This window comes from Streptomyces sp. NPDC052910 (assembly GCF_055585605.1).
In genome coordinates this window covers 179,980-198,712 of the sequence record NZ_JBVJJR010000009.1, presented here as the reverse complement: position 1 = coordinate 198,712, position 18,733 = coordinate 179,980, and the positions used below count along the sequence as shown (strand labels likewise).

At 74.3% G+C, this 18,733-nt stretch carries 14 protein-coding genes; 11 read left to right on the top strand and 3 right to left on the bottom strand.

The genetic code is table 11. The features are described 5' to 3' along the window. Positions 1-199: 199 nt before the first annotated feature. From ACZ6X9_RS28090 to ACZ6X9_RS28060, 7 genes are all read left to right on the top strand, one after another. Positions 200-1,369, top strand: a complete 1,170-nt coding sequence (locus tag ACZ6X9_RS28090; protein WP_469780793.1) for a thiamine pyrophosphate-dependent dehydrogenase E1 component subunit alpha — start codon at positions 200-202, stop codon at positions 1,367-1,369. Continuing rightward, entirely contained in the window at positions 1,366-2,466 is a 1,101-nt protein-coding gene (locus tag ACZ6X9_RS28085) for an alpha-ketoacid dehydrogenase subunit beta (protein WP_469780792.1), read from the top strand. Before ACZ6X9_RS28090 ends, ACZ6X9_RS28085 begins: the two co-directional genes overlap by 4 nt. Then, the gene (locus tag ACZ6X9_RS28080) at positions 2,466-3,842 is read left to right on the top strand and encodes a dihydrolipoamide acetyltransferase family protein (RefSeq protein WP_469780791.1); all 1,377 of its coding nucleotides are present in this window, start codon (positions 2,466-2,468) and stop codon (positions 3,840-3,842) included. Before ACZ6X9_RS28085 ends, ACZ6X9_RS28080 begins: the two co-directional genes overlap by 1 nt. Positions 3,843-4,077: 235 nt before the next feature. Further along, positions 4,078-4,980, top strand: a complete 903-nt coding sequence (locus ACZ6X9_RS28075; RefSeq protein ID WP_469780790.1) for an NTP transferase domain-containing protein — start codon at positions 4,078-4,080, stop codon at positions 4,978-4,980. A 1,373-nt stretch (positions 4,981-6,353) separates the two neighbouring features. Then, complete coding sequence (locus tag ACZ6X9_RS28070; RefSeq protein ID WP_469780849.1) at positions 6,354-7,670, top strand: molybdopterin molybdotransferase MoeA; 1,317 nt, start codon at positions 6,354-6,356, stop codon at positions 7,668-7,670. A gap of 47 nt (positions 7,671-7,717) precedes the next feature. Then, a complete protein-coding gene (locus ACZ6X9_RS28065) occupies positions 7,718-8,338 on the top strand; it encodes an HAD domain-containing protein (protein ID WP_469780789.1) in 621 nt (206 codons plus the stop codon). 145 nt (positions 8,339-8,483) lie between these two features. Next, positions 8,484-9,062 (top strand): Uma2 family endonuclease, encoded by a 579-nt coding sequence (locus ACZ6X9_RS28060; RefSeq protein WP_469780848.1) that lies wholly within the window; start codon positions 8,484-8,486, stop codon positions 9,060-9,062. Between the two features lie 36 nt (positions 9,063-9,098). Here ACZ6X9_RS28060 and ACZ6X9_RS28055 read toward each other — a convergent pair whose 3' ends face one another. Then, positions 9,099-10,265: a potassium channel family protein gene (locus ACZ6X9_RS28055; protein ID WP_469780788.1), complete on the bottom strand. Its 1,167-nt coding sequence runs from the start codon at positions 10,263-10,265 to the stop codon at positions 9,099-9,101. A gap of 89 nt (positions 10,266-10,354) precedes the next feature. Here ACZ6X9_RS28055 and ACZ6X9_RS28050 point away from each other — a divergent pair, with 89 nt between their 5' ends. From ACZ6X9_RS28050 to ACZ6X9_RS28040, 3 genes are all read left to right on the top strand, one after another. Then, complete coding sequence (locus ACZ6X9_RS28050) at positions 10,355-11,335, top strand: NAD(P)H-quinone oxidoreductase (protein WP_469780787.1); 981 nt, start codon at positions 10,355-10,357, stop codon at positions 11,333-11,335. A 552-nt stretch (positions 11,336-11,887) separates the two neighbouring features. Continuing rightward, complete coding sequence (locus ACZ6X9_RS28045; RefSeq protein WP_469780786.1) at positions 11,888-12,361, top strand: hypothetical protein; 474 nt, start codon at positions 11,888-11,890, stop codon at positions 12,359-12,361. A 176-nt stretch (positions 12,362-12,537) separates the two neighbouring features. Further along, the gene (locus ACZ6X9_RS28040; RefSeq protein WP_469780785.1) at positions 12,538-13,101 is read left to right on the top strand and encodes a bacterial proteasome activator family protein; all 564 of its coding nucleotides are present in this window, start codon (positions 12,538-12,540) and stop codon (positions 13,099-13,101) included. 252 nt (positions 13,102-13,353) lie between these two features. On the opposite strand, the gene ACZ6X9_RS28035 is transcribed toward ACZ6X9_RS28040, so the two are convergent. Next, positions 13,354-15,105 (bottom strand): Stk1 family PASTA domain-containing Ser/Thr kinase, encoded by a 1,752-nt coding sequence (locus ACZ6X9_RS28035; protein ID WP_469780784.1) that lies wholly within the window; start codon positions 15,103-15,105, stop codon positions 13,354-13,356. Between the two features lie 369 nt (positions 15,106-15,474). Between ACZ6X9_RS28035 and ACZ6X9_RS28030 the strand changes: the two genes are divergently transcribed. Beyond that, positions 15,475-17,184 carry a protein kinase domain-containing protein gene (locus ACZ6X9_RS28030; protein ID WP_469780783.1) on the top strand — a complete coding sequence of 570 codons (1,710 nt, stop codon included), beginning with the start codon at positions 15,475-15,477 and terminating at the stop codon, positions 17,182-17,184. A 74-nt stretch (positions 17,185-17,258) separates the two neighbouring features. On the opposite strand, the gene ACZ6X9_RS28025 is transcribed toward ACZ6X9_RS28030, so the two are convergent. Beyond that, a complete protein-coding gene (locus tag ACZ6X9_RS28025) occupies positions 17,259-18,725 on the bottom strand; it encodes a phosphotransferase (RefSeq protein WP_469780782.1) in 1,467 nt (488 codons plus the stop codon). Between the last annotated feature and the right edge of the window lie 8 nt (positions 18,726-18,733).

The window sequence follows — 18,733 nt, the reverse complement described above, 5'->3', positions numbered from 1 at the left end:
CCATGCCTCCCCTGAGTGGACGCGCTGTGCATATCTCAGGCTGTGGAGAACCGTTTGTCCACAGGCCCGGGTCGCCTGTAGCCAAAATGCACCGGCAACCGAACAATCGGTAGGGAGAGCGCAGGGCGCTTTCCGGTCACGCCTGCCTCACCCCTGCCTCACGCCCGCTTCACACCTGCCCCCAGAGGAGGTGCTCGTCATGACGGTCCTTGAGCAGCCCGGTGCCTACCGGCCGACCCCGCCCCCCGCCTGGGAGCCCCGCACGGACCCCGCCCCGCTGCTGCCCGACGGGGAGCCGTACCGGCTGCTGGGCACCCCCGCCGCGGACACCGTGGACCCCGAGCTGCTCCGGCTGCTCCATGGCCACCTGGTGCGCGGGCGTCGCTACAACACCCAGGCCACCGCCCTTACCCGGCAGGGCCGGCTGGCCGTCTACCCGTCCTCGACGGGGCAGGAGGCGTGCGAGGTCGCCGCGGCCCTCGCCCTGGAGGACCGCGACTGGCTCTTTCCCAGCTACCGCGACACCCTCGCCGCAGTCGCCCGCGGCCTCGACCCCGTGCAGGCCCTCACCCTGCTGCGCGGCGACTGGCACACCGGCTACGACCCCCACGAGCACCGCGTCGCCCCGCTGGCCACCCCACTCGCCACCCAGCTCCCGCACGCCGTCGGGCTGGCGCACGCCGCCCGGCTCAAGGGCGATGACGTCGTCGCCCTCGCGATGGTCGGCGACGGCGGCACCAGCGAGGGCGACTTCCACGAGGCACTGAACTTCGCCGCGGTCTGGCGGGCACCGGTCGTCTTCCTGGTACAGAACAACGGGTTCGCGATCTCCGTGCCGCTCGCCAAGCAGACCGCCGCGCCCTCCCTCGCCCACAAGGCCGTCGGCTACGGCATACCCGGTCGCCTGGTCGACGGCAACGACGCGCCCGCCGTGCTGGAGGTGCTCACCGAGGCCGTCCGGCGGGCCCGCGCGGGTGGCGGCCCCACCCTCGTCGAGGCCGTCACCTACCGTCTCGACGCCCATACCAACGCCGACGACGCCACGCGGTACCGCAGCGACGCCGAAGTGGCCGCCTGGCGCTCGCACGACCCCGTCGAGCTGGTCGAGCGAGAACTCGTCCGGCGTGATCTGGTGGACGCGGACGGTCTCGCCGCCGTCCGGGAGTCTGCCGAGCGCATGGCCGCCGACCTGCGGGAACGCATGAACGAGGATCCCGTCCTGGATCCGATGGAGCTCTTCGACCACGTCTACGTCCGGCGGACCGCGCGCCTGCGGGAACAGGCCGAGCAGTTGCGCGCCGAGCTCGCGGCGGCCGGTGCGGCCGACGGATCCGCGCACGGCGGCGAGCGGGAAGGAACGGACCGATGACCACCGCGGTCGCCACGACGGGCCGCAAGCCCGCGACGATGAGCCAGGCCCTCAACCGGGCCCTGCGCGACGCCATGGCCGCCGACCCGGCGGTGCACGTCCTCGGCGAGGACGTCGGCACCCTGGGCGGCGTCTTCCGGATCACCGACGGGCTGGCGAAGGAGTTCGGCGAGGACCGCTGTACCGACACGCCGCTGGCCGAGGCCGGCATCCTGGGCACGGCCGTCGGCATGGCGATGTACGGGCTGCGCCCGGTGGTCGAGATGCAGTTCGACGCGTTCGCCTACCCGGCGCTCGAACAGCTCATCAGCCATGTCTCCCGGATGCGCAACCGCACGCGCGGCGCCGTCCCCATGCCGATCACCGTCCGCATCCCCTACGGGGGTGGCATCGGGGGCGTCGAGCACCACAGCGACTCGTCCGAGGCGCTGTACATGGCCACCCCCGGCCTGCACGTCGTCACCCCCGCCACCGTCGCCGACGCGTACGGGCTGCTGCGTGAGGCCATCGCCTCCGACGACCCGGTGATCTTCCTGGAGCCCAAGCGGCTGTACTGGTCCAAGGCCGACTGGGAGCCGGACCGGCCCGAGGCGGTCCCCGGCATAGGCACCGCCGTCGTCCGCCGGCGCGGCACCTCGGCGACGCTGGTCACCTACGGGCCGTCCCTGCCGGTCTGCCTGGAGGCCGCCGAGGCCGCCACGGCGGAGGGCTGGGACCTGGAGGTCGTCGATCTGCGCTCGCTGGTCCCGCTCGACGAGGAGACCGTCTGCGCCTCCGTCCGGCGCACCGGCCGGGCGGTCGTGGTGCACGAGGCGACCGGGTTCGGCGGTCCCGGCGGAGAGCTGGCCGCCCGGATCACCGAACGCTGCTTCCACCACCTGGAGGCGCCGGTGCTGCGGGTGACCGGTTTCGACATCCCGTACCCGCCGCCGATGCTGGAGAAGCACCATCTGCCGGGCGTGGACCGGGTGCTGGACGCGGTCGCCCGCCTGCAGTGGGAGGCGGACTGGACCGATCCGGGGAGCGGCCCCGGAGTCTCTCAGGGGAGCGCCCTGGGGGCGCGGGGCGCGTCGGGGGCGCAGGGGGGTGTGCGCTGATGGCCGCCGTACGGGAGTTCGCGCTGCCGGATCTCGGTGAAGGGCTCACCGAGGCGCAGGTGGTCCGCTGGCTCGTCGACGTCGGTGACGTCGTCGCCGTGGACCAGCCGGTGGTGGAGGTCGAGACGGCCAAGGCGATGGTCGAGGTGCCCTGCCCCTACGGGGGCGTCGTCACGGCACGCTTCGGCGAGGAGGGCGCGGAACTGCCGGTCGGAGCGCCGCTGTTGACGGTGGCGGTGGGGGAGTCGGACGGTGCCGGTGCCGAGGCCGGTGCCGTTGACGATGCCCCTGGCACGGACCGGGGGCGTCAGGGGGACGGCGAGGGTTCGGGCAATGTCCTCGTCGGGTACGGGACGCAGGCGCCCGCCGCCCGCCGGGCGCGGGTCCGGCCGCAGGGCCGCTTCGCCCCGTCGGCGGCCGGGGAGACGGCCGTGGACGGCGTGGCTGTGGACCGGGTCGCCGTGAAGGGCATGGCCGTGGACGGCATGGCCGCGGACGGCGGTGTGGCGCCTGAGGAGCCGCCCGTCCGGGCCCTGGCCGTCATCTCACCGCTCGTACGGCGGCTGGCCCGGGAGCGCGGCATCGACCTCGCCGGCCTGCGGGGCACCGGTCCCGACGGGCTCATCCTCCGTGCCGACGTGGAACGCGCCACCGCACCGGCGGCGCCCGGACCGGCCCCCCTGAGCGGGGAGCGCGTCCCCCTGCGCGGGCTGCGCGGCACCGTCGCCGAGAAGCTGAGCCGCAGCCGGCGCGAGATCCCGGACGCCACCTGCTGGGTGGACGCCGACGCGACCGAACTGCTCGCCGCACGCCGGGCCATGAACGACGGGCCGGGCCGCACCAAGATCTCCCTGCTCGCCCTCCTGGCCCGGATCTGCACGGCCGCGCTCGCCGAGTTCCCGGAGCTCAACGCGACGGTGGACACCGAGGCCCGGGAGATCGTCCGGCTCCCCGCCGTGCACCTGGGGTTCGCCGCCCAGACCGGACGCGGCCTGGTCGTCCCGGTCGTCAAGGACGCGCACACGCGCGACACGGTCGCCCTCCAGGCGGAGATCACCCGCCTCACCGAGGCCGCCCGCGAGGGCCGGCTGAGCCCGGCCGAGCTCACCGGCGGCACGTTCACCCTCAACAACTACGGGGTCTTCGGCGTCGACGGCTCCACGCCCATCCTCAACCATCCCGAGGCGGCCATGCTGGGTGTCGGCCGGATCGTCCCCAAACCCTGGGTCCACGAGGGAGAACTGGCCGTGCGCCACGTGGTGCAACTGTCCTTCACCTTCGACCACCGCGTGTGCGACGGGGGGACGGCCGGCGGGTTCCTCCGGTACGTCGCCGACTGCGTCGAGCGGCCGGTGGTGCTCCTCAGGTCCCTCTGAGGCAGGGGGATGCTTTCTCGGGAGGGACAAAGGCGGCCTGGTCATGCGGTGATGTGACGGGGTGGGGTGGGGTGGGGTCCGGCGGTGTGGTGGTCCGGTGGTGTGCGGGCGTGGGGGTGTGCCGATGTGAGGGTGTGCGGGCGCGGGGGTGTGCCGATGTGAGGGCGTGGGGGCGTGCGCCGACGTGGGGGCGTGGCCGCCCGCAGGTGGGGCGGTCCGGTGGGAGGCGGGCGGAATGCTTCCCTCCCGGCGGGCGCATACTGCGGGGGTGACGGACACGGTTTTCGACGCGGTCGTACTCGCCGGAGGAGCGGCCCGGCGGCTGGGCGGGGCGGACAAGCCCGGCCTGAGGGTCGGTGGGCGGTCCCTGCTCGACCGTGTGCTCGGCGCGTGCGCCGGCGCGCGGACCACCGTGGTCGTCGGGCCGCGGCGGGCCACGGTCCGCCCGGTCACCTGGACTCGTGAACAGCCGCCCGGGGGCGGGCCGCTGGCGGCCCTGTCCGCCGGACTGCGGCACACCTCGGCGGAGGTCGTCCTCGTCCTCTCCGCCGACCTGCCCTTCCTCGACGCCGGGACGCTGCGGGCTCTGCGGAAGGCCGCGCTCGACGGCACCGAGGGCGCCGTCCTCACCGACGCCGACGGACGCGACCAACCCCTCGTCGCCGCGTACCGCGCGGAACCCGCCCGCCGTGAACTGGCCCTGCTCGCGACCGAACACGGGACCCTTACGGGCCTTCCCGTACGGATGCTCACCCAGGCCCTGTCCCTGACCCGGCTGCCCCGCCACGAAGCGTCGTTCGACTGCGACACCTGGGAGGACATCGCGGCGGCCCGCGCCAGGATCAGGGACGATGGGACCGTGCTGGATGAATGGATCGCCGCGGTCAAAGCCGAACTCGGCATGGAACTCGAGGTCGACAGAACCCTCCTGCTCGACCTGGCCCGTGACGCCGCGCACGGCGTGGCCCGCCCGGCCGCCCCCTTGACCACCTTCCTCGTCGGCTACGCGGCCGCTCTGCGCGGCGGCGGGCCCGAAGCGGTCGCCCAGGCCGCCCGGGAGGCCGCCGCCCTCGCCGAACGGTGGGCGGCGGAGCAGGGCGACTCGCCGGCCGGCACCCCCGCGGGACCTTCCTCATGAGGGACCGCGACGCGGACGCGGCGGCGCTGGAGCGCGCCACGGACGAGGCCCTGGCCCTGCTCTCCGGCGACCACGGCGGGCCCGAACGGCAGGTGGCGCCGGTGGAGGGCGGGTTCCTGTCGTTCGAGGACCACGAGGACGACGCCCCAGGGGACTCGATCGAGGAGCGGACGACGGGAGGAGCCGCCTCGCCCGGGGATTCTCCCGGGGGCCTTCCCGGTGCCCCTTCCGGGGGGCGCTCCGCTTCCGGGGGGCGCCCGGCGGGGAAGCGTCCGCCGAGCCGGGGCCGAGGAAGTGCCGAACGAACCGCCACCGCTGCCGGAGCCCGGACACCGGCCGTGCCGGGAGCCCGGGACGCCCGCGTCCCCGGAGGCCGGTCCGATCAGGCGGGGCGAGGGGAACCGCCGGGCGCCGACGAGGTGCTGACGGATGTCTGGCGGTCGATCCGCGAGGTGGCCGGCGCGGACGAGCCCTCCCGCGTACGGGATGCCGTAAGGGGAGGCCCGCGTCCGGCCGGAGAGGCGCCGGGCGTGCCGGCCGGCGGCGCGCCCGGCAGGGGGCCGCGGGGCGGTGGGGCACTGGCGGACGTGTGGCGGTCGATCCGCGACATGACCGGTGGCGTGGACGACGGGGGCTCGCGTTCCGGGACGGCGCCCGCGCACGCGCCCGCGCCCGCATCCGCCCCCGCACCGGGTGCGGATACCGCCGCCGGCGAGGGGCTGACGGACGTCTGGCGGTCCGTACGGGACGTGGCCGCCCCCGACGCGCACGCCCGCGCGCGCGGTGGTGACGGGCGCGAGCGCCGCCCGGAGGCTCCGGCGCACGCGGCGGACCCCGGGCCCGGGGGACGGGACGGCGGGACGCGGCGGAGCGGAGAGCGACATCGTCTGGACGACGACGGGGAGTTGACCGACATCTGGCGGTCGGTCTGCGACGTCACCGTCGGCACGGACGACGGCGGTCGGTACTCGGACGACGGCACCGCCGACAACGACGTCGCCAGGGAGGAGCCCGGCCCCCGGGCCGAGGCCGCTGACGCCGCTGATGCCGCTGACGCCACCGCTGTGCCTCCTGGGCCGGCCCCCAAGCCGCCCAAGCACTCCAAGCCCCCCAAGGGTGCCAAGTCCCCCAAGGGGAAACGGACTACCCGAAAGGCCGCCGCTTCCGCCACCGGAGAGGAAGCGACGACGGGTGCGCCCGGCCGTCCCGAGCCCGTCACCGTGACGCCCACGAGCGGCGACGGCGACGGCGAGGGGGACGGAAGCGCAAGCGGGGACGACACCGAGACCGGCAGGAAGAACGCCGCCGCCGAAGACCGGGCCGCGAACGGAACCCAGGGCGGGAACGGGCACGGAAACGTCGACGGGAACGGAATAGAGGACGGGGGCGGAAATGAGGACGGGAGCGGGAACGGGCGCGCGGACGAAGACGCCCCCGCGCCGGACGCCCCCCGGCACTCCGGCCACGTCCGGCCCCCGTCGTCGGGGGCGCCCCGACGCCCCATGCCCTGGGCCATGGCCGGCGGCATCGCGGCCGGGGCCGCCGAGCCCCTGCCCGCCCGCACCCTGCCCCTGGCCGAGGCGGTCGGACGGACGCTCGCCGCGCCGCTCGCCGCGCTGACCGACCTGCCGTCGTTCGACACCTCGGCGATGGACGGCTGGGCGGTGGCGGGCCCGGGCCCCTGGCGCCTGCCGGAGGACGCCGGCCTCGGCATCCTCGCCGGTCACTCGGGTGCGGAACCGCTGCGTGACGGGCACGCCGTGCCGATCGCGACGGGCGCCCGGATACCGGCCGGCGCCACGGCCGTCCTGCGCTCCGAACACGGCCGTACCAGCGGAAACGAGCTGCACCCGACCCGCAGGACCGCCCAGGGCCAGGACATCCGCCCGCGCGGCCAGGAGTGCCGCCGGGACGACGAACTGCTGCCCGCGGGCACGCTGGTCACCCCGGCCGTCCTCGGCCTCGCCGCCGCCGCCGGCCACGACGGGCTGCCCGTGACCGCGCGCCCGCGCGTGCTCGTCGTCGTCCTCGGCGACGAACTCGTCCACGAGGGGCTCCCCCAGGACGGTCGCATCAGGGACGCCCTCGGACCGATGCTCGAACCCTGGCTGCGCTCCCTGGGGGCCGAGACGGCCGGCACGCTGCGGCTGGGGGACGATGCCGACGCGCTGCACGACGCGCTGGCCGCCGCCGACGCCGACCTGGTGATCACCACCGGCGGCACGGCCTCAGGACCGCGGGACCAATTGCACCCCACCCTGCGCCGCCTGGACGCCGAACTGCTGGTCGACGGAGTCGCCGTCCGCCCCGGACACCCGATGCTGCTGGCCCGGCTCACCCCCGAGCGGCACCTCGTCGGCCTGCCCGGCAACCCGCTGGCGGCCGTCGCGGGACTGATCACCCTCGCCGAACCCCTGCTCCGCGGCCTCTCCGGCCGCGCCGCGCCCTCGCTCCGCCGCGCCCTGCTCACCGGGCCCGTGCCGAGCCACCCGTCCGACACCCGCCTGGTGCCGGTCGTACTGCGCGGCGGCGACGGCGCGCGCCCCCTGCGCTTCCACGGCCCGGCGATGCTGCGCGGGCTGGCCGCCGCCGACGCCATGGCGGTGATCCCGCCGGGCGGCAACACCGCCCGGGGCCGGGTGGCCCTCCTCGACCTGCCCTGGACGGCGACCGGGGGCGGCGTGGGCTGAGGGGCGGGTGTGGACGGTCGCGCCCGCCCGCCCGATACGGTCCGGACATGACAGGCACGACAGGTTCGGCGCCGCCCCTCCTCTTCCTCGACGTGGACGGCCCCCTCATCCCCTTCGGCGCTACGAGCGGACAGCTTCCGGACGGTTACCCGACCTACCGCAGCCCCTGGCTCGGCCCGGGAGCCCGCGGAGACGACGGCGGCAACCCTTTGATCACCCGGATCGACCCCGCTCTCGGCCCCCGGCTCTCGGCCCTGCCGTGTGAACTCGTGTGGGCGACCACGTGGATGTCCGACGCCAATGACTGTGTCTCGCCTTGGCTCGGCCTGCCCGCCCTCCCCGTAGTGGACTGGCCCGGCCCGGTGGGCGAGCACGACGCGCCGGACGGAGCCGAACAGCGGAGCGGTGTCCACTGGAAGACCCGAGCCCTCGTCGCCTGGGCGGCCGGACGCCCGTTCGCCTGGGTCGACGACGAGATCGCCGACGCCGACCGCCGTTGGGTACGGGCCCGCCACCCCGCAGAGGCTCTCCTTCACCGGGTCGATCCCGTGAGGGGCCTGACCGACGGGGATCTCGCCGCTCTGGACGCGTGGCTGCGGAGTGTTCGCGGGGCGGAGCCGGGGCTGCCCGGGCGCCCCGGTGGGCGCGTGCATACCACAGAGCCCTGACGCTTGGTATCGGGTTTGCCGCGGTCCGTAGCCGGTGCGTAGCCTGCGGCGCGCACGATCGCCGGCCAAGAGGAAGGCAGCCATGACCGCCATACACGACATGCTGTCGCTCGCCGGGGCACCATGGAGGCGAGGAGGCGATCACATGACCCCGGTCCCCGCCGCACGACCCCTGCTCGGTGTCGACGAGTTCGAGGAACTGGCCCGATCGGCGCCCGAGACCGTGCGCCTGGAGTTCATCAACGGAAGGATCGAGGTCAAGCCGGTGCCGGACGGGGACCACCGCGAGATCGTGATGTGGCTGCAGGACGTATGCCGGGACCGGCGACCGGACATGCGCCTCTACGCCGAGGCGAGCCTGAAGGTGGAGAACTACCGGAAAGGCCGTGCCATCGCCGACGCCGCCCTCGCTCCCCGGAAGCACTTCGCCGGCCACGGGGACTGGTCCGATCCGAAGGGTGTGCTGATGGTGGTCGAGGTGACCTCCGACGACGCGGACACCAACCGGCGCGACCGGATGGAAAAGCCCGTCGGTTACGCGTCCGCGGGCATTCCCGTCTACCTCCTCGTCGATCGTGAGCGCCGCATGGTCACCGTGTACTCGGATCCCGAGGACGGCACGTACCTCAGCTCGGTCTCCCGGCCGTACGGTGCGCCCGTCGGGCTCCCCGAGCCGGTGGCTTTCACGCTGGAGACCGAGGAGTTGAAAGACTTCGCCGACTGACCCCCGGGCGAGTCGCGCTCCCGTACCCCCGCTCCGCTACTCGGCGGCCCCCGCCGCCTGGCGGATGGTGATGACGCGGTCGGTGAGGCGGAGGGGGTTCGCCTCCGGGTCGGTGAAGTTCAGGAGGCGGTGGCCGCGGACGACGGCGACGACGAGGTCGGCGCAGTCGCGGGGGGAGCGGCCCGCCTCCGCCTTGGTGACCGGGCGGTCGACCACGTCCAGGCCGGTGCCGTAGGTCAGCAGGTCCTCCATGACGGTGCCGACGTACGGGCTGACCATCGACATGCCGAGCATGCGCCCGGCGGAACTGGAGCTGGTCACCACCGTGTTCGCGCCGCTCTGCCGCAGCAGCGGGACGTTCTCGTCCTCGCGGACGGCGACGACGATCGTGGCGCGCTTGTTGAGCTGACGGGCCGTCAGGGTGACGAGGGCGGCGGTGTCGTCCCGTTCGGTGGTGATCACCACGTGGGAGGCGTTCTGGAGTTCGGCGCGGAGGAGGGTGTCGGAGCGGGTGCCGTCGCCGACGACGCCCACGATCCCGTCGCAGGCGGCGGCGTCCACGGCCTTCTTCTGCGGGTCGACGACGACGATCCGGTCCTTCGGCCGGCCCTGGCCGATCAGCGTCTCGATCGTGTGCCGGCCTTTGGTGCCGTAGCCGATGACGACGGTGTGGTCGCGCATCCGGGACCTCCAACGGTGTATGCGGACCTGGTGGCGCGTCCGCTCGGTCAGCACTTCCAGCGTGGTGCCGACCAGGATGATCAGGAACAGCACCCGCAGGGGGGTGACGACGAAGATGTTGGTCAGCCGGGCCGCGTCGCTCACCGGCGTGATGTCGCCGTATCCGGTGGTCGACAGGGTGACGGTGGCGTAGTACGCGGCGTCGACGAAGCCGACCGGGCCGCCCGCGTTGTCGTGGTAGCCGTCGCTGTCCAGCCACACCACGAGGGTGGTCAGCACCAGCACCACCAGGGCCATCACCAGTCGCCGCAGCACCTGTTGCAGCGGCGCGGTGACGCGTTGGACGGGCAGCACGATGGAGCGGCCCGCCTCCGCGTCCTCGGCCTCGGCCCGGGTGCGGCGCCAGAGCGATTTGAGGAGCAGCCTGCCGCCCCTGTGGTGGTCCGGGATGTCCGGGGGCTCCTGGAGGCGGCTGCCGCCGGTCATCCGGTTCCGGGGCGCGGAGGACGGTGGGTTCGGCACCCGCCCATGATCCCTGATGGGGGCCCGGCGTGTGGCATACGCGCGGCCGTCCCCTGGGGGGCCCGGCCTGTGGGGAGTAGCCTCGCGTCATGTATGCGATCACCATTCCCGAGCCCGGCGGACCCGACGCGCTCGTCTGGTCCGAGGTCCCCGATCCCGTGCCCGGTGAGGGGGAAGTGCTGGTCGAGGTCGTCGCGACGGCCGTGAACCGCGCCGACGTGGTGCAGCGTCAGGGGTACTACGACCCGCCGCCCGGCGCCTCCCCGTACCCGGGCCTGGAGTGCTCCGGCCGGATCACGGCCCTCGGCCCCGGGGTGAGCGGCTGGGCGGTCGGCGACGAGGTCTGCGCGCTGCTCTCCGGCGGCGGTTACGCGGAGAAGGTCGCCGTTCCCGTCGGCCAGTTGCTGCCCGTGCCCGACGGGTTGGACGTCGTGACCGCCGCAGCCCTGCCCGAGGTCACCGCCACGGTCTGGTCGAACGTGTTCATGCTCGCCCACCTGCGGCCCGGCGAGACGCTGCTCGTGCACGGCGGCGGCAGCGGCATCGGCACCATGGCCGTCCAGCTCGCCAAGGCGGTCGGGGCGCGGGTCGCGGTCACCGCCGGGAGCCGGGAGAAGCTGGAGCGCTGCCGCGAGCTCGGCGCCGACATCCTCGTCGACTACCGGGAGCAGGACTTCGTCGAGGAGATCCACAAGGTGACGGGCGGCGCCGGCGCCGACGTCGTCCTCGACATCATGGGCGCCAAGTACCTGGACCGGAACATCGACGTCCTGGCCGTCAACGGCCGTCTCGCCATCATCGGTCTGCAGGGCGGCCGGAAGGCCGAACTCGACCTGGGCAAGCTGCTGACCAAGCGGGCCGCCGTCATGGGGACCACCCTCCGCTCCCGGCCGCTCGCCGAGAAGGCGGCGATCATCGCGGCCGTGCGGGAGCACGTCTGGCCCCTTGTCTCGGGCGGCCGGGTCCGTCCCGTCGTCGACCGGACGATGCCGCTGCGGGACGCGGCCGAGGCGCACCGGGTCGTCGAGGACAGCTCCCACGTGGGGAAGGTGCTGCTCACCACCGGCTGAGGCGCAGCGGCCGGCGGGCCAGGGCGATCAGGGGCCTGTGCGTGGCCTCTAAGCGGCCTCTGTGCGGCCGGTGAGCGCCGGCACGGTCGCGGCGCCGCCGGTGTCGTCGTCGGTGCCGCCGTCACCCGTCCGGCCGCCCGGCGTGCCCGGGTGGTGCGGGCGTGTGACGGTGGACGGGTGATCGATTCGATCGCCGACACGCCTCCCGTCGTCCGGGCGCGGCTGCCCTGGGGGCTTTCGGCGCTTCCGCGGCTTCTGCGGCTTCCGTCGCTCCCGCCGCCTTGCGCGCCCGGAGTGCCCGGGGCGCCCCGGGCACTCCGGGCGCTCCTGGCGTCGTTTCGGGCGGCCGGGCGCCGGGCCGTCGTGGCGGCCTTGGCCGGCGTGGCGCTGACGGGCGTTCTCGCCGGCCCGGCGGCCGCGGCACGGGCCGAGGTCGGCCCACCCGTGCCGTCCGTGTCCTTGGCGCCTCCTGGACCACTCGCGTCGCCGGTGCCACCCCTGACGCCTCTGGCGCCGCTGTCTCCCGAAGCGTCGACGCCCCTGGCTCCGTCCGTGCCTCTCGCCCCCCAGGCCCCGCTGCCGCCCCCGGCGGGGGCACCCCGGCCGCTCGGCCCGTCCGCGCCCCTCGCCTCGCCCCCGGCCCTCGCGCAGCCCGCCCCCTCACCGCCTTCGGCGGGCGCCTCGGCCACCGATGCGGGACGCCTCGCCGGGACGGTCGCGGGTCAGGGGCGCGCGCATCCCGGACGCGCCCCTGAGACCACCGAGAACCCTTCCGGGGCGGAGCCCGACCCCTACGGGACCGGCGCCGCCGACCCTGACGCCGGCCTCGAACCCGAGCCCGCCTGGACCCCGGCGCAGCTTGTCCCGGAACGCCCGCCGGGGCCCGTGCCCGCCCGGGCCGAAGGCGGCGGCGGGCGGACCACCCCGGACGAGGAGCCCGTGATGCGCGTGCTGCCCCTGGGCACCGGCATGACCCTCACCGGCCTGGGCCTGGGCTTCCTCGCCCTGCGCCTCCGCCGGCGCTGACCGAATGCCCTCGTCCGCCTGCCCGCTTGCCCGTCCGCCCGTCCGCCTGCCCGTCCGTGCGTCCGTGCGGGCGCGCGGGGGTGCGCGACCGCGACGGCGCGCCGACGAGCTCCGGTGGATCAGACGCGTACGGGGGCATCACCAGGGGGAAATCATCTGTGCGAGAGAATGGCGGCATGGATATGCCGAGGAACGAACGGTCGCAGGAGAGCCCGCACATCCTGGTCGTAGGCCCGGACGGCATGGCTCTCGGCAGCACCAGCCCCGGCGGCGGGGCGGGTGACGACGAGTCGCGCGAGGTCCCCGTGACGGAGCAGGTCGAACAGCCCGCGAAGGTCATGCGTATCGGAAGCATGATCAAGCAGTTGCTGGAGGAAGTACGCGCCGCGCCTCTGGACGAGGCGAGCCGGGTCCGGCTCAAGGAGATCCACCACAGCTCCGTCAAGGAGCTGGAAGACGGGCTCGCCCCCGAGCTCGTGGAGGAGCTGGAGCGCCTGTCGCTCCCCTTCACCGACGACAACATCCCCACCGAGGCCGAACTCCGCATCGCCCAGGCCCAGTTGGTCGGCTGGCTGGAAGGGCTCTTCCACGGTATCCAGACGGCGCTGTTCGCCCAGCAGATGGCGGCCCGGGCGCAGTTGGAGCAGATGCGCCGCGCCCTCCCGGCCGGTCTGGGCGACGACGAGGGCGACGGCGGCGGCCGTTCCCAGCAGGGGGCGCGCTCGGGTCCGTATCTGTAACCCTTACCTGTGACCCGTAAGGGGCCCGGCCTGGCTGAGGGCCCTCCGCCCTGGAGGCGCCTCCATCCTGTGGGTGCCCCTCACCCCGTAAGGGGCCCGTAACCCCCGTAAGGGGCGCGTCACCCGTAGGGGGCGCGGAAGACAGTCGAGGCCGGTCACCGCCACGCGCGGCAGCCGGCCTCCGGCGTCCCACCGCAGTCCGGCGGTTCGCGGTCCGGGCGGACCCGCGGCGGTCCGCCCGGACCGCCCCCGTCAGGACGCCGGGTCGCCCGTCGAGACCGTGATGACGATCGTCGTCGTCTTCGGGTCGAACGCGTCGTACTTCTGCGGGCTCTGCATCACGACGGTGCCCTTGCCGAAGACGTTCTCGTTCTGCTTGTCCTCGCGGTACTTCCAACCGGCGTCGTTGAAGCACTTCTTCACCGACTCGACGTTGAGGAAGCTGACGTCCGGCATGCTCTTCTTCGTCTTGTCCAGGAAGCTGTCGCGCGCCTGGGTGCACTTCTCGGGCTCGATGCCCCGCGACTTGTCGCCTTCCTTGTGCTGCTTCGCGGTGTTCGTCCCCCCGCCGCCGGTGGACTCCGTCGTCGTCCCGCCGGTGCCGCCGCCGGCCGAGCCGCCGGAAGATCCGCCGGACGAACCTCCGGCGGAGCCGCCCGCCGGGTTGGCGGAGTTGGAGACCCGGACGACCGGGCCGTCCGCCTTGGCCGGCTCGTCGTCCTTGTTCTTGAGGGTGACGACGGCGACCACGGCGACGACCGCCAGCACGGCGACGATCGCCGACCCGATGATGACCGGCTTGTTGCCCTTGCCGCCGCCCCCCGAGCCGGACGAGGGCGCGCCGGCGGGCGGGGACGACGGGACGGTCTGGTACGGCGGCGGCGTCTGGTACCCCGGAGCGGGTACGGGCCCGGCGCCCGGCCCCGGAGCCGGCGTCGGGTATCCGGAGGCGTATCCCCCGTAGGGGTTCTGCTGGTGCGGTGCCTGGTACGGCGTCTGCACGGACTGGATGCCCGGACCCGGCACCGCCTGCTGGTCCACCGGCGGGAAGACCGCCGAGGAGACCCCCGCGCCGCTGCCCGGGGCGGGCGCGTCGCCGGAGATCACCGGCGAGCCGGCCGTCCGGGCCGTGCCGGCCACCCGCGCGCACTCGTCCCGCATGGCGGCGGCGCTGGGGAAGCGCTCGTTCGGGTTCTTCTTCAGCGCCCGGGCCACCAGGGCGTCCACCGCCGGCGGGATCGAGCGGTTGATCGTGGAGGGCGCGACCGGCTCCTCCTGGACGTGCGCGTACGCGATGGCCAGCGGCGAGTCCGCGTCGAAGGGCAGCCGGCCGGTCAGCAGCTCGAAGAGCATGATGCCGACCGAATACAGGTCGGAGCGCGCGTCCACGCCGCGGCCCAGGGCCTGCTCGGGGGAGAGGTACTGCGGGGTGCCGACGACCATGCCCGTCTGCGTCATCGAGGTGACCCCCGACTGCATGGCACGGGCGATGCCGAAGTCCATGACCTTGACCACATCACGCTTGGTCATCATCACGTTGCCGGGCTTGATGTCCCGGTGGACCAGGCCCATCTCGTGGCTGACCTCGAGCGCGGCCAGCACGTCGGCCGTGATCTTCAGTGCCTTCTCCGTGGGCATGGCGCCGTACCGCGCCACGTCCGCGTCGAGGACGGAGCGCAGCGGCTTGCCCTCGATGTACTCCATGACGATGTACGGCACCGTCGAGCCGTCGAGCGCGTCCTCGCCGGTGTCGAAGACGGAGACGATGTTGGTGTGCGTGAGCTTGGCCACGGCCTGGGCCTCGCGGCGGAAGCGCTCGCGGAAGGACGACTCCCGGCCGAGTTCCGTGTGGAGGGTCTTGACGGCGACCTGGCGGTCGAGCACCGAGTCGTACGCGAGGTGTACGGAGGCCATGCCGCCCTCGCCGAGCAGGTCGCGCAACTGGTAGCGGCCGCCGCCGACGGCCCGTCCCGCGTAGCGGCCCTGTGCGCCGTCCTGGCTCATGCTCTTGCTTCCCCCTCGGCGCCGACCGGCGTCGGTCGGTGACGCGACACCCGGGCCGGGCCCGGCTCATAGGTTGGATCCGGCCGGATCCAACCGGCCGGACACGTATCCCGGCCAAGTGTGCCGCAGGCCAGGGGCACGTCAAGCCGCGTGCCCGTTCCGTGACCGGATGCGCGACAAGCCGTCACGGAATTTGCCTTGCCCGGGCCGCTGCGGGTTTGATTGCCCGTCCATCCCCGACCGGCGCGCGTCGCGGAACCTGTAGCGTGCCTTATCGGAAGACTGCATTGCTCCGCGTACGGCTCAGCAGCGTGAGCACTGCCCCAAGGCTTGGCCCCCGCGAGCGGCCAGACACGACGGCGAGGACTGATGGCACAGACGCAGAGCGCCCAGGGTCCGTCCGACCCTGACGCCAACGGGGGCGGAATGCCCGATGTGCCGGAAATGTGGGGTAACGGCGGCGTGGTCGGCGACGGCCGCTACCGTCTCACCCACCGGCTGGGCCGCGGCGGCATGGCCGAGGTCTTCGCAGCCGAGGACGTGCGCCTCGGCCGCACCGTGGCGGTCAAGCTGCTCCGCGCCGACCTGGCCGAGGACCCGGTCTCCAAGGCCCGCTTCACCCGCGAGGCACAGTCCGTCGCCGGACTGAACCACCACGCCGTCGTGGCCGTGTACGACTCCGGCGAGGACATCGTCGGTCGCCAGACCGTGCCGTACATCGTCATGGAACTGGTTGAAGGCCGCACGATCCGCGACCTGTTGCTCAACGCGGAGGCGCCGCCGCCCGAGCAGGCGCTCATCATCGTCTCCGGCGTGCTCGACGCGCTGGCCTACAGCCACCAGCACGGCATCGTGCACCGCGACATCAAGCCCGCCAACGTCATCATCACCAACAACGGCGCCGTCAAGGTGATGGACTTCGGCATCGCCCGTGCCCTGCACGGTGCCGCGTCCACCATGACCCAGACCGGCATGGTCATGGGCACCCCGCAGTACCTGTCGCCCGAGCAGGCCCTCGGCAAGACCGTCGACGCCCGCTCCGACCTCTACGCGACCGGCTGCATGCTGTACGAACTGCTGGCGCTGCGCCCGCCGTTCACCGGCGAAACCCCGCTTTCCGTCGTCTACCAGCACGTTCAGGACAATCCGGTCCCGCCGTCCCAGGTGCTGGACTCCGTCCCGCCGGAGCTCGACGGGCTCGTCATGCGCTCCCTGGCCAAGGACCCGGACGACCGGTTCCAGAGCGCCGAGGAGATGCGCTCGCTCGTCCAGTACAGCCTCCAGATGCTGCACGAGGCCGGCGGTCACACCGGCGCCTGGGACACCGGCCAGATCCCGGCCGCCGCGGCCACCCAGGTCCTGGGCGGCGTCGGCCTGGGCCAGACCACGGCCATGGCGCAGCCGCAGCACGGCGACACCTCGCCGCAGCGCATCCTGCCCCAGGGCATGGGCGGCAACGGCGACGACGACTACGAGCCGGGCGGGCACGGGCGGGGCGGCGGCGGGAGCAACCGCGGCAAGCTCATCGCCATCGTGGCGCTGGTGGCGGCGGTGGTGATCGGCGCGGCGGCGTACGCGCTGTCGGGGCTCGACAAGGGCGGGCAGGGCGAGAAGACGACCCCGACCAAGAAGCCGAGCCACTCCGCGTCGAAGACCCCCGAGCCCACCGGCTCCTCCTCGACCCCCAAGCGCGAGAAGTCGTCCGAACCCGACACGGGGACCGGCACGACGGGTGACACCTCCGACGAGAACGACAGCTCCAGCAGCACCGGTGGTTCGCGGCATCGCTACACGAACCCGCCGACCACGGATCCGACCAAGGAGCCGTCGGGCGAACCGACCGGCAACAAGCCGACCGGGGACAACAAGCCGGGCACGTCCCAGGGCACGAGCCAGGGGACCAGCCAGGGCACGTCGCAGGGCACGAGCCAGGGGACCAGCCAGGGCACCTCGCAGGGCACGTCCCAGGGGACCAGCCAGGGGAACACCACCGAGGGAACGACCCAGGGCACCTCGCAGGGGACCAGCCAGGGCGCGTCCCAGGGAAGCAACACCACAGAGGGCGGCACGACCCCCTGACGCCACGAGGCGGGGCTCCGGCCCCGCCTCTTCGCCTGTCCGGGTCCCCGCTCGTGGCGTATCAGGGCGGCCTCTCAGTCCGTGAACGCGTCCCGTACGTCCTCGTACGCGCCCGTCCACCACACCGCCAGCGCCGCCGACGCCGGGAAGCCGGGGTCGGCGCGGTGGTCGCCGAGCTGGTAGCGCCAGCGGAGCATCCAGAAGTCGTTGAGGCGCTCCCACCACACGCGGTGCACCGCCGCCGCGAGCTCCTCGGGGCCGGCGCCGGTGGTGCGCCGGTAGGCGCGGGCGTACGGCCGTATCTTCGCGAAGTCGAGGGTGCCGTCGGGGCGCAGGAAGAAGATCACGGCGGCGCGGACGGCCTCCTCCGCGCGGGGGCGGACGCCGAGGCGGTCCCAGTCGACGATGGCGGCGGGCTCGGCGTCCCGGTACAGCAGGTTGAGCGGGTGGAAGTCGCCGTGCACCCAGCCGCGCGCCGGGGTCGCGGCGGGGGGCGGACGGCGGTGCGCGTGCCGTTCGAGCAGGGCCCGGCGTTCGACGAGGCGGTGCTCGGCCAGTTCGTCGAAGGAGTCGCGGGGGCGGCGGCGGACCAGGACCAGCAGTTCCTCGATGAGCGCGTAGGTGTCCTCGGGGTCGGCCGCCACGTCCAGGGTGTCCGGCGTCCTGCCCAGTGCGTCAGGGGCGTGCGCCGCGCTCTCAGGGGCGCCCTGAGACCCCTCAGGGGCGCTCTCGGGGGCCCGGCACGCCCCTGCCCCGGGTCCCGCGCTCCTGAGGCCCGTGGAGCGCCGTCCGGGGGCGCCGAGGAGCACGGCGTCCACCGCTTCCCCGACGACGCCGGGCGCGAGCACCGCCCTCGCCCCGGAACGCGTTCCGGGGCCTGGCCCGTAGCCGTCCCCGAGCCCCGGCCCGGCCCCCGCCCGCCGTACCGCCGTCAGCGTCCCCTGCCGTGCGCCCGCCCCGGCGCCCGGCCACGGACCCGCGCCCGCGCCCCCCGCCGTCCCGGCTCCCGCCGCCCGGGCGCCGCCGCCCCCACCCGTCGTACGGCCGGACGGCGCGACGGCGTCCCACGCCCCCGTCCCGGCCCCCGCTCCCTCCGGCCCGGCGACCTCCCTCATCACCGTCTCCAGGCTGACGTGGACCGTGCCGAGCAGCGCGCCGAGGCCGCGCGACTGGGCGGCGGTGAGCTCGCCACCGTCGCGGTGCCGGCCCTCGACCCAGGGGTGCAGGGCGTAGCAGCGGCCGCCGAGTACGGCGACGGTCGAACCGTCCTCCGCCGCCACCGGCGGGGCGACCGGCAGGCCGAGGGCGCCGAGCCGCTGGGTCGCGGCGTGCTGCCGGGCGATGGCGGCCCGGTCGCCGTCGAGGTGGTGCTTGAGGAAGAAGTGACCGCGGCTGGTGGAGAGCCGGTAGCCGTGGTTGAGGAGGCCCTCGGTGAGCGGTTCGCAGGCGAGGGGCTCACCGGCGTGCCGGTAGCGGCCCAGCAGGGTGCGCAGCGTGCCGCCGTCGGGAGGTGCGACAGGGGGGACAAGTGAGCGCGGCACGTCCCAAA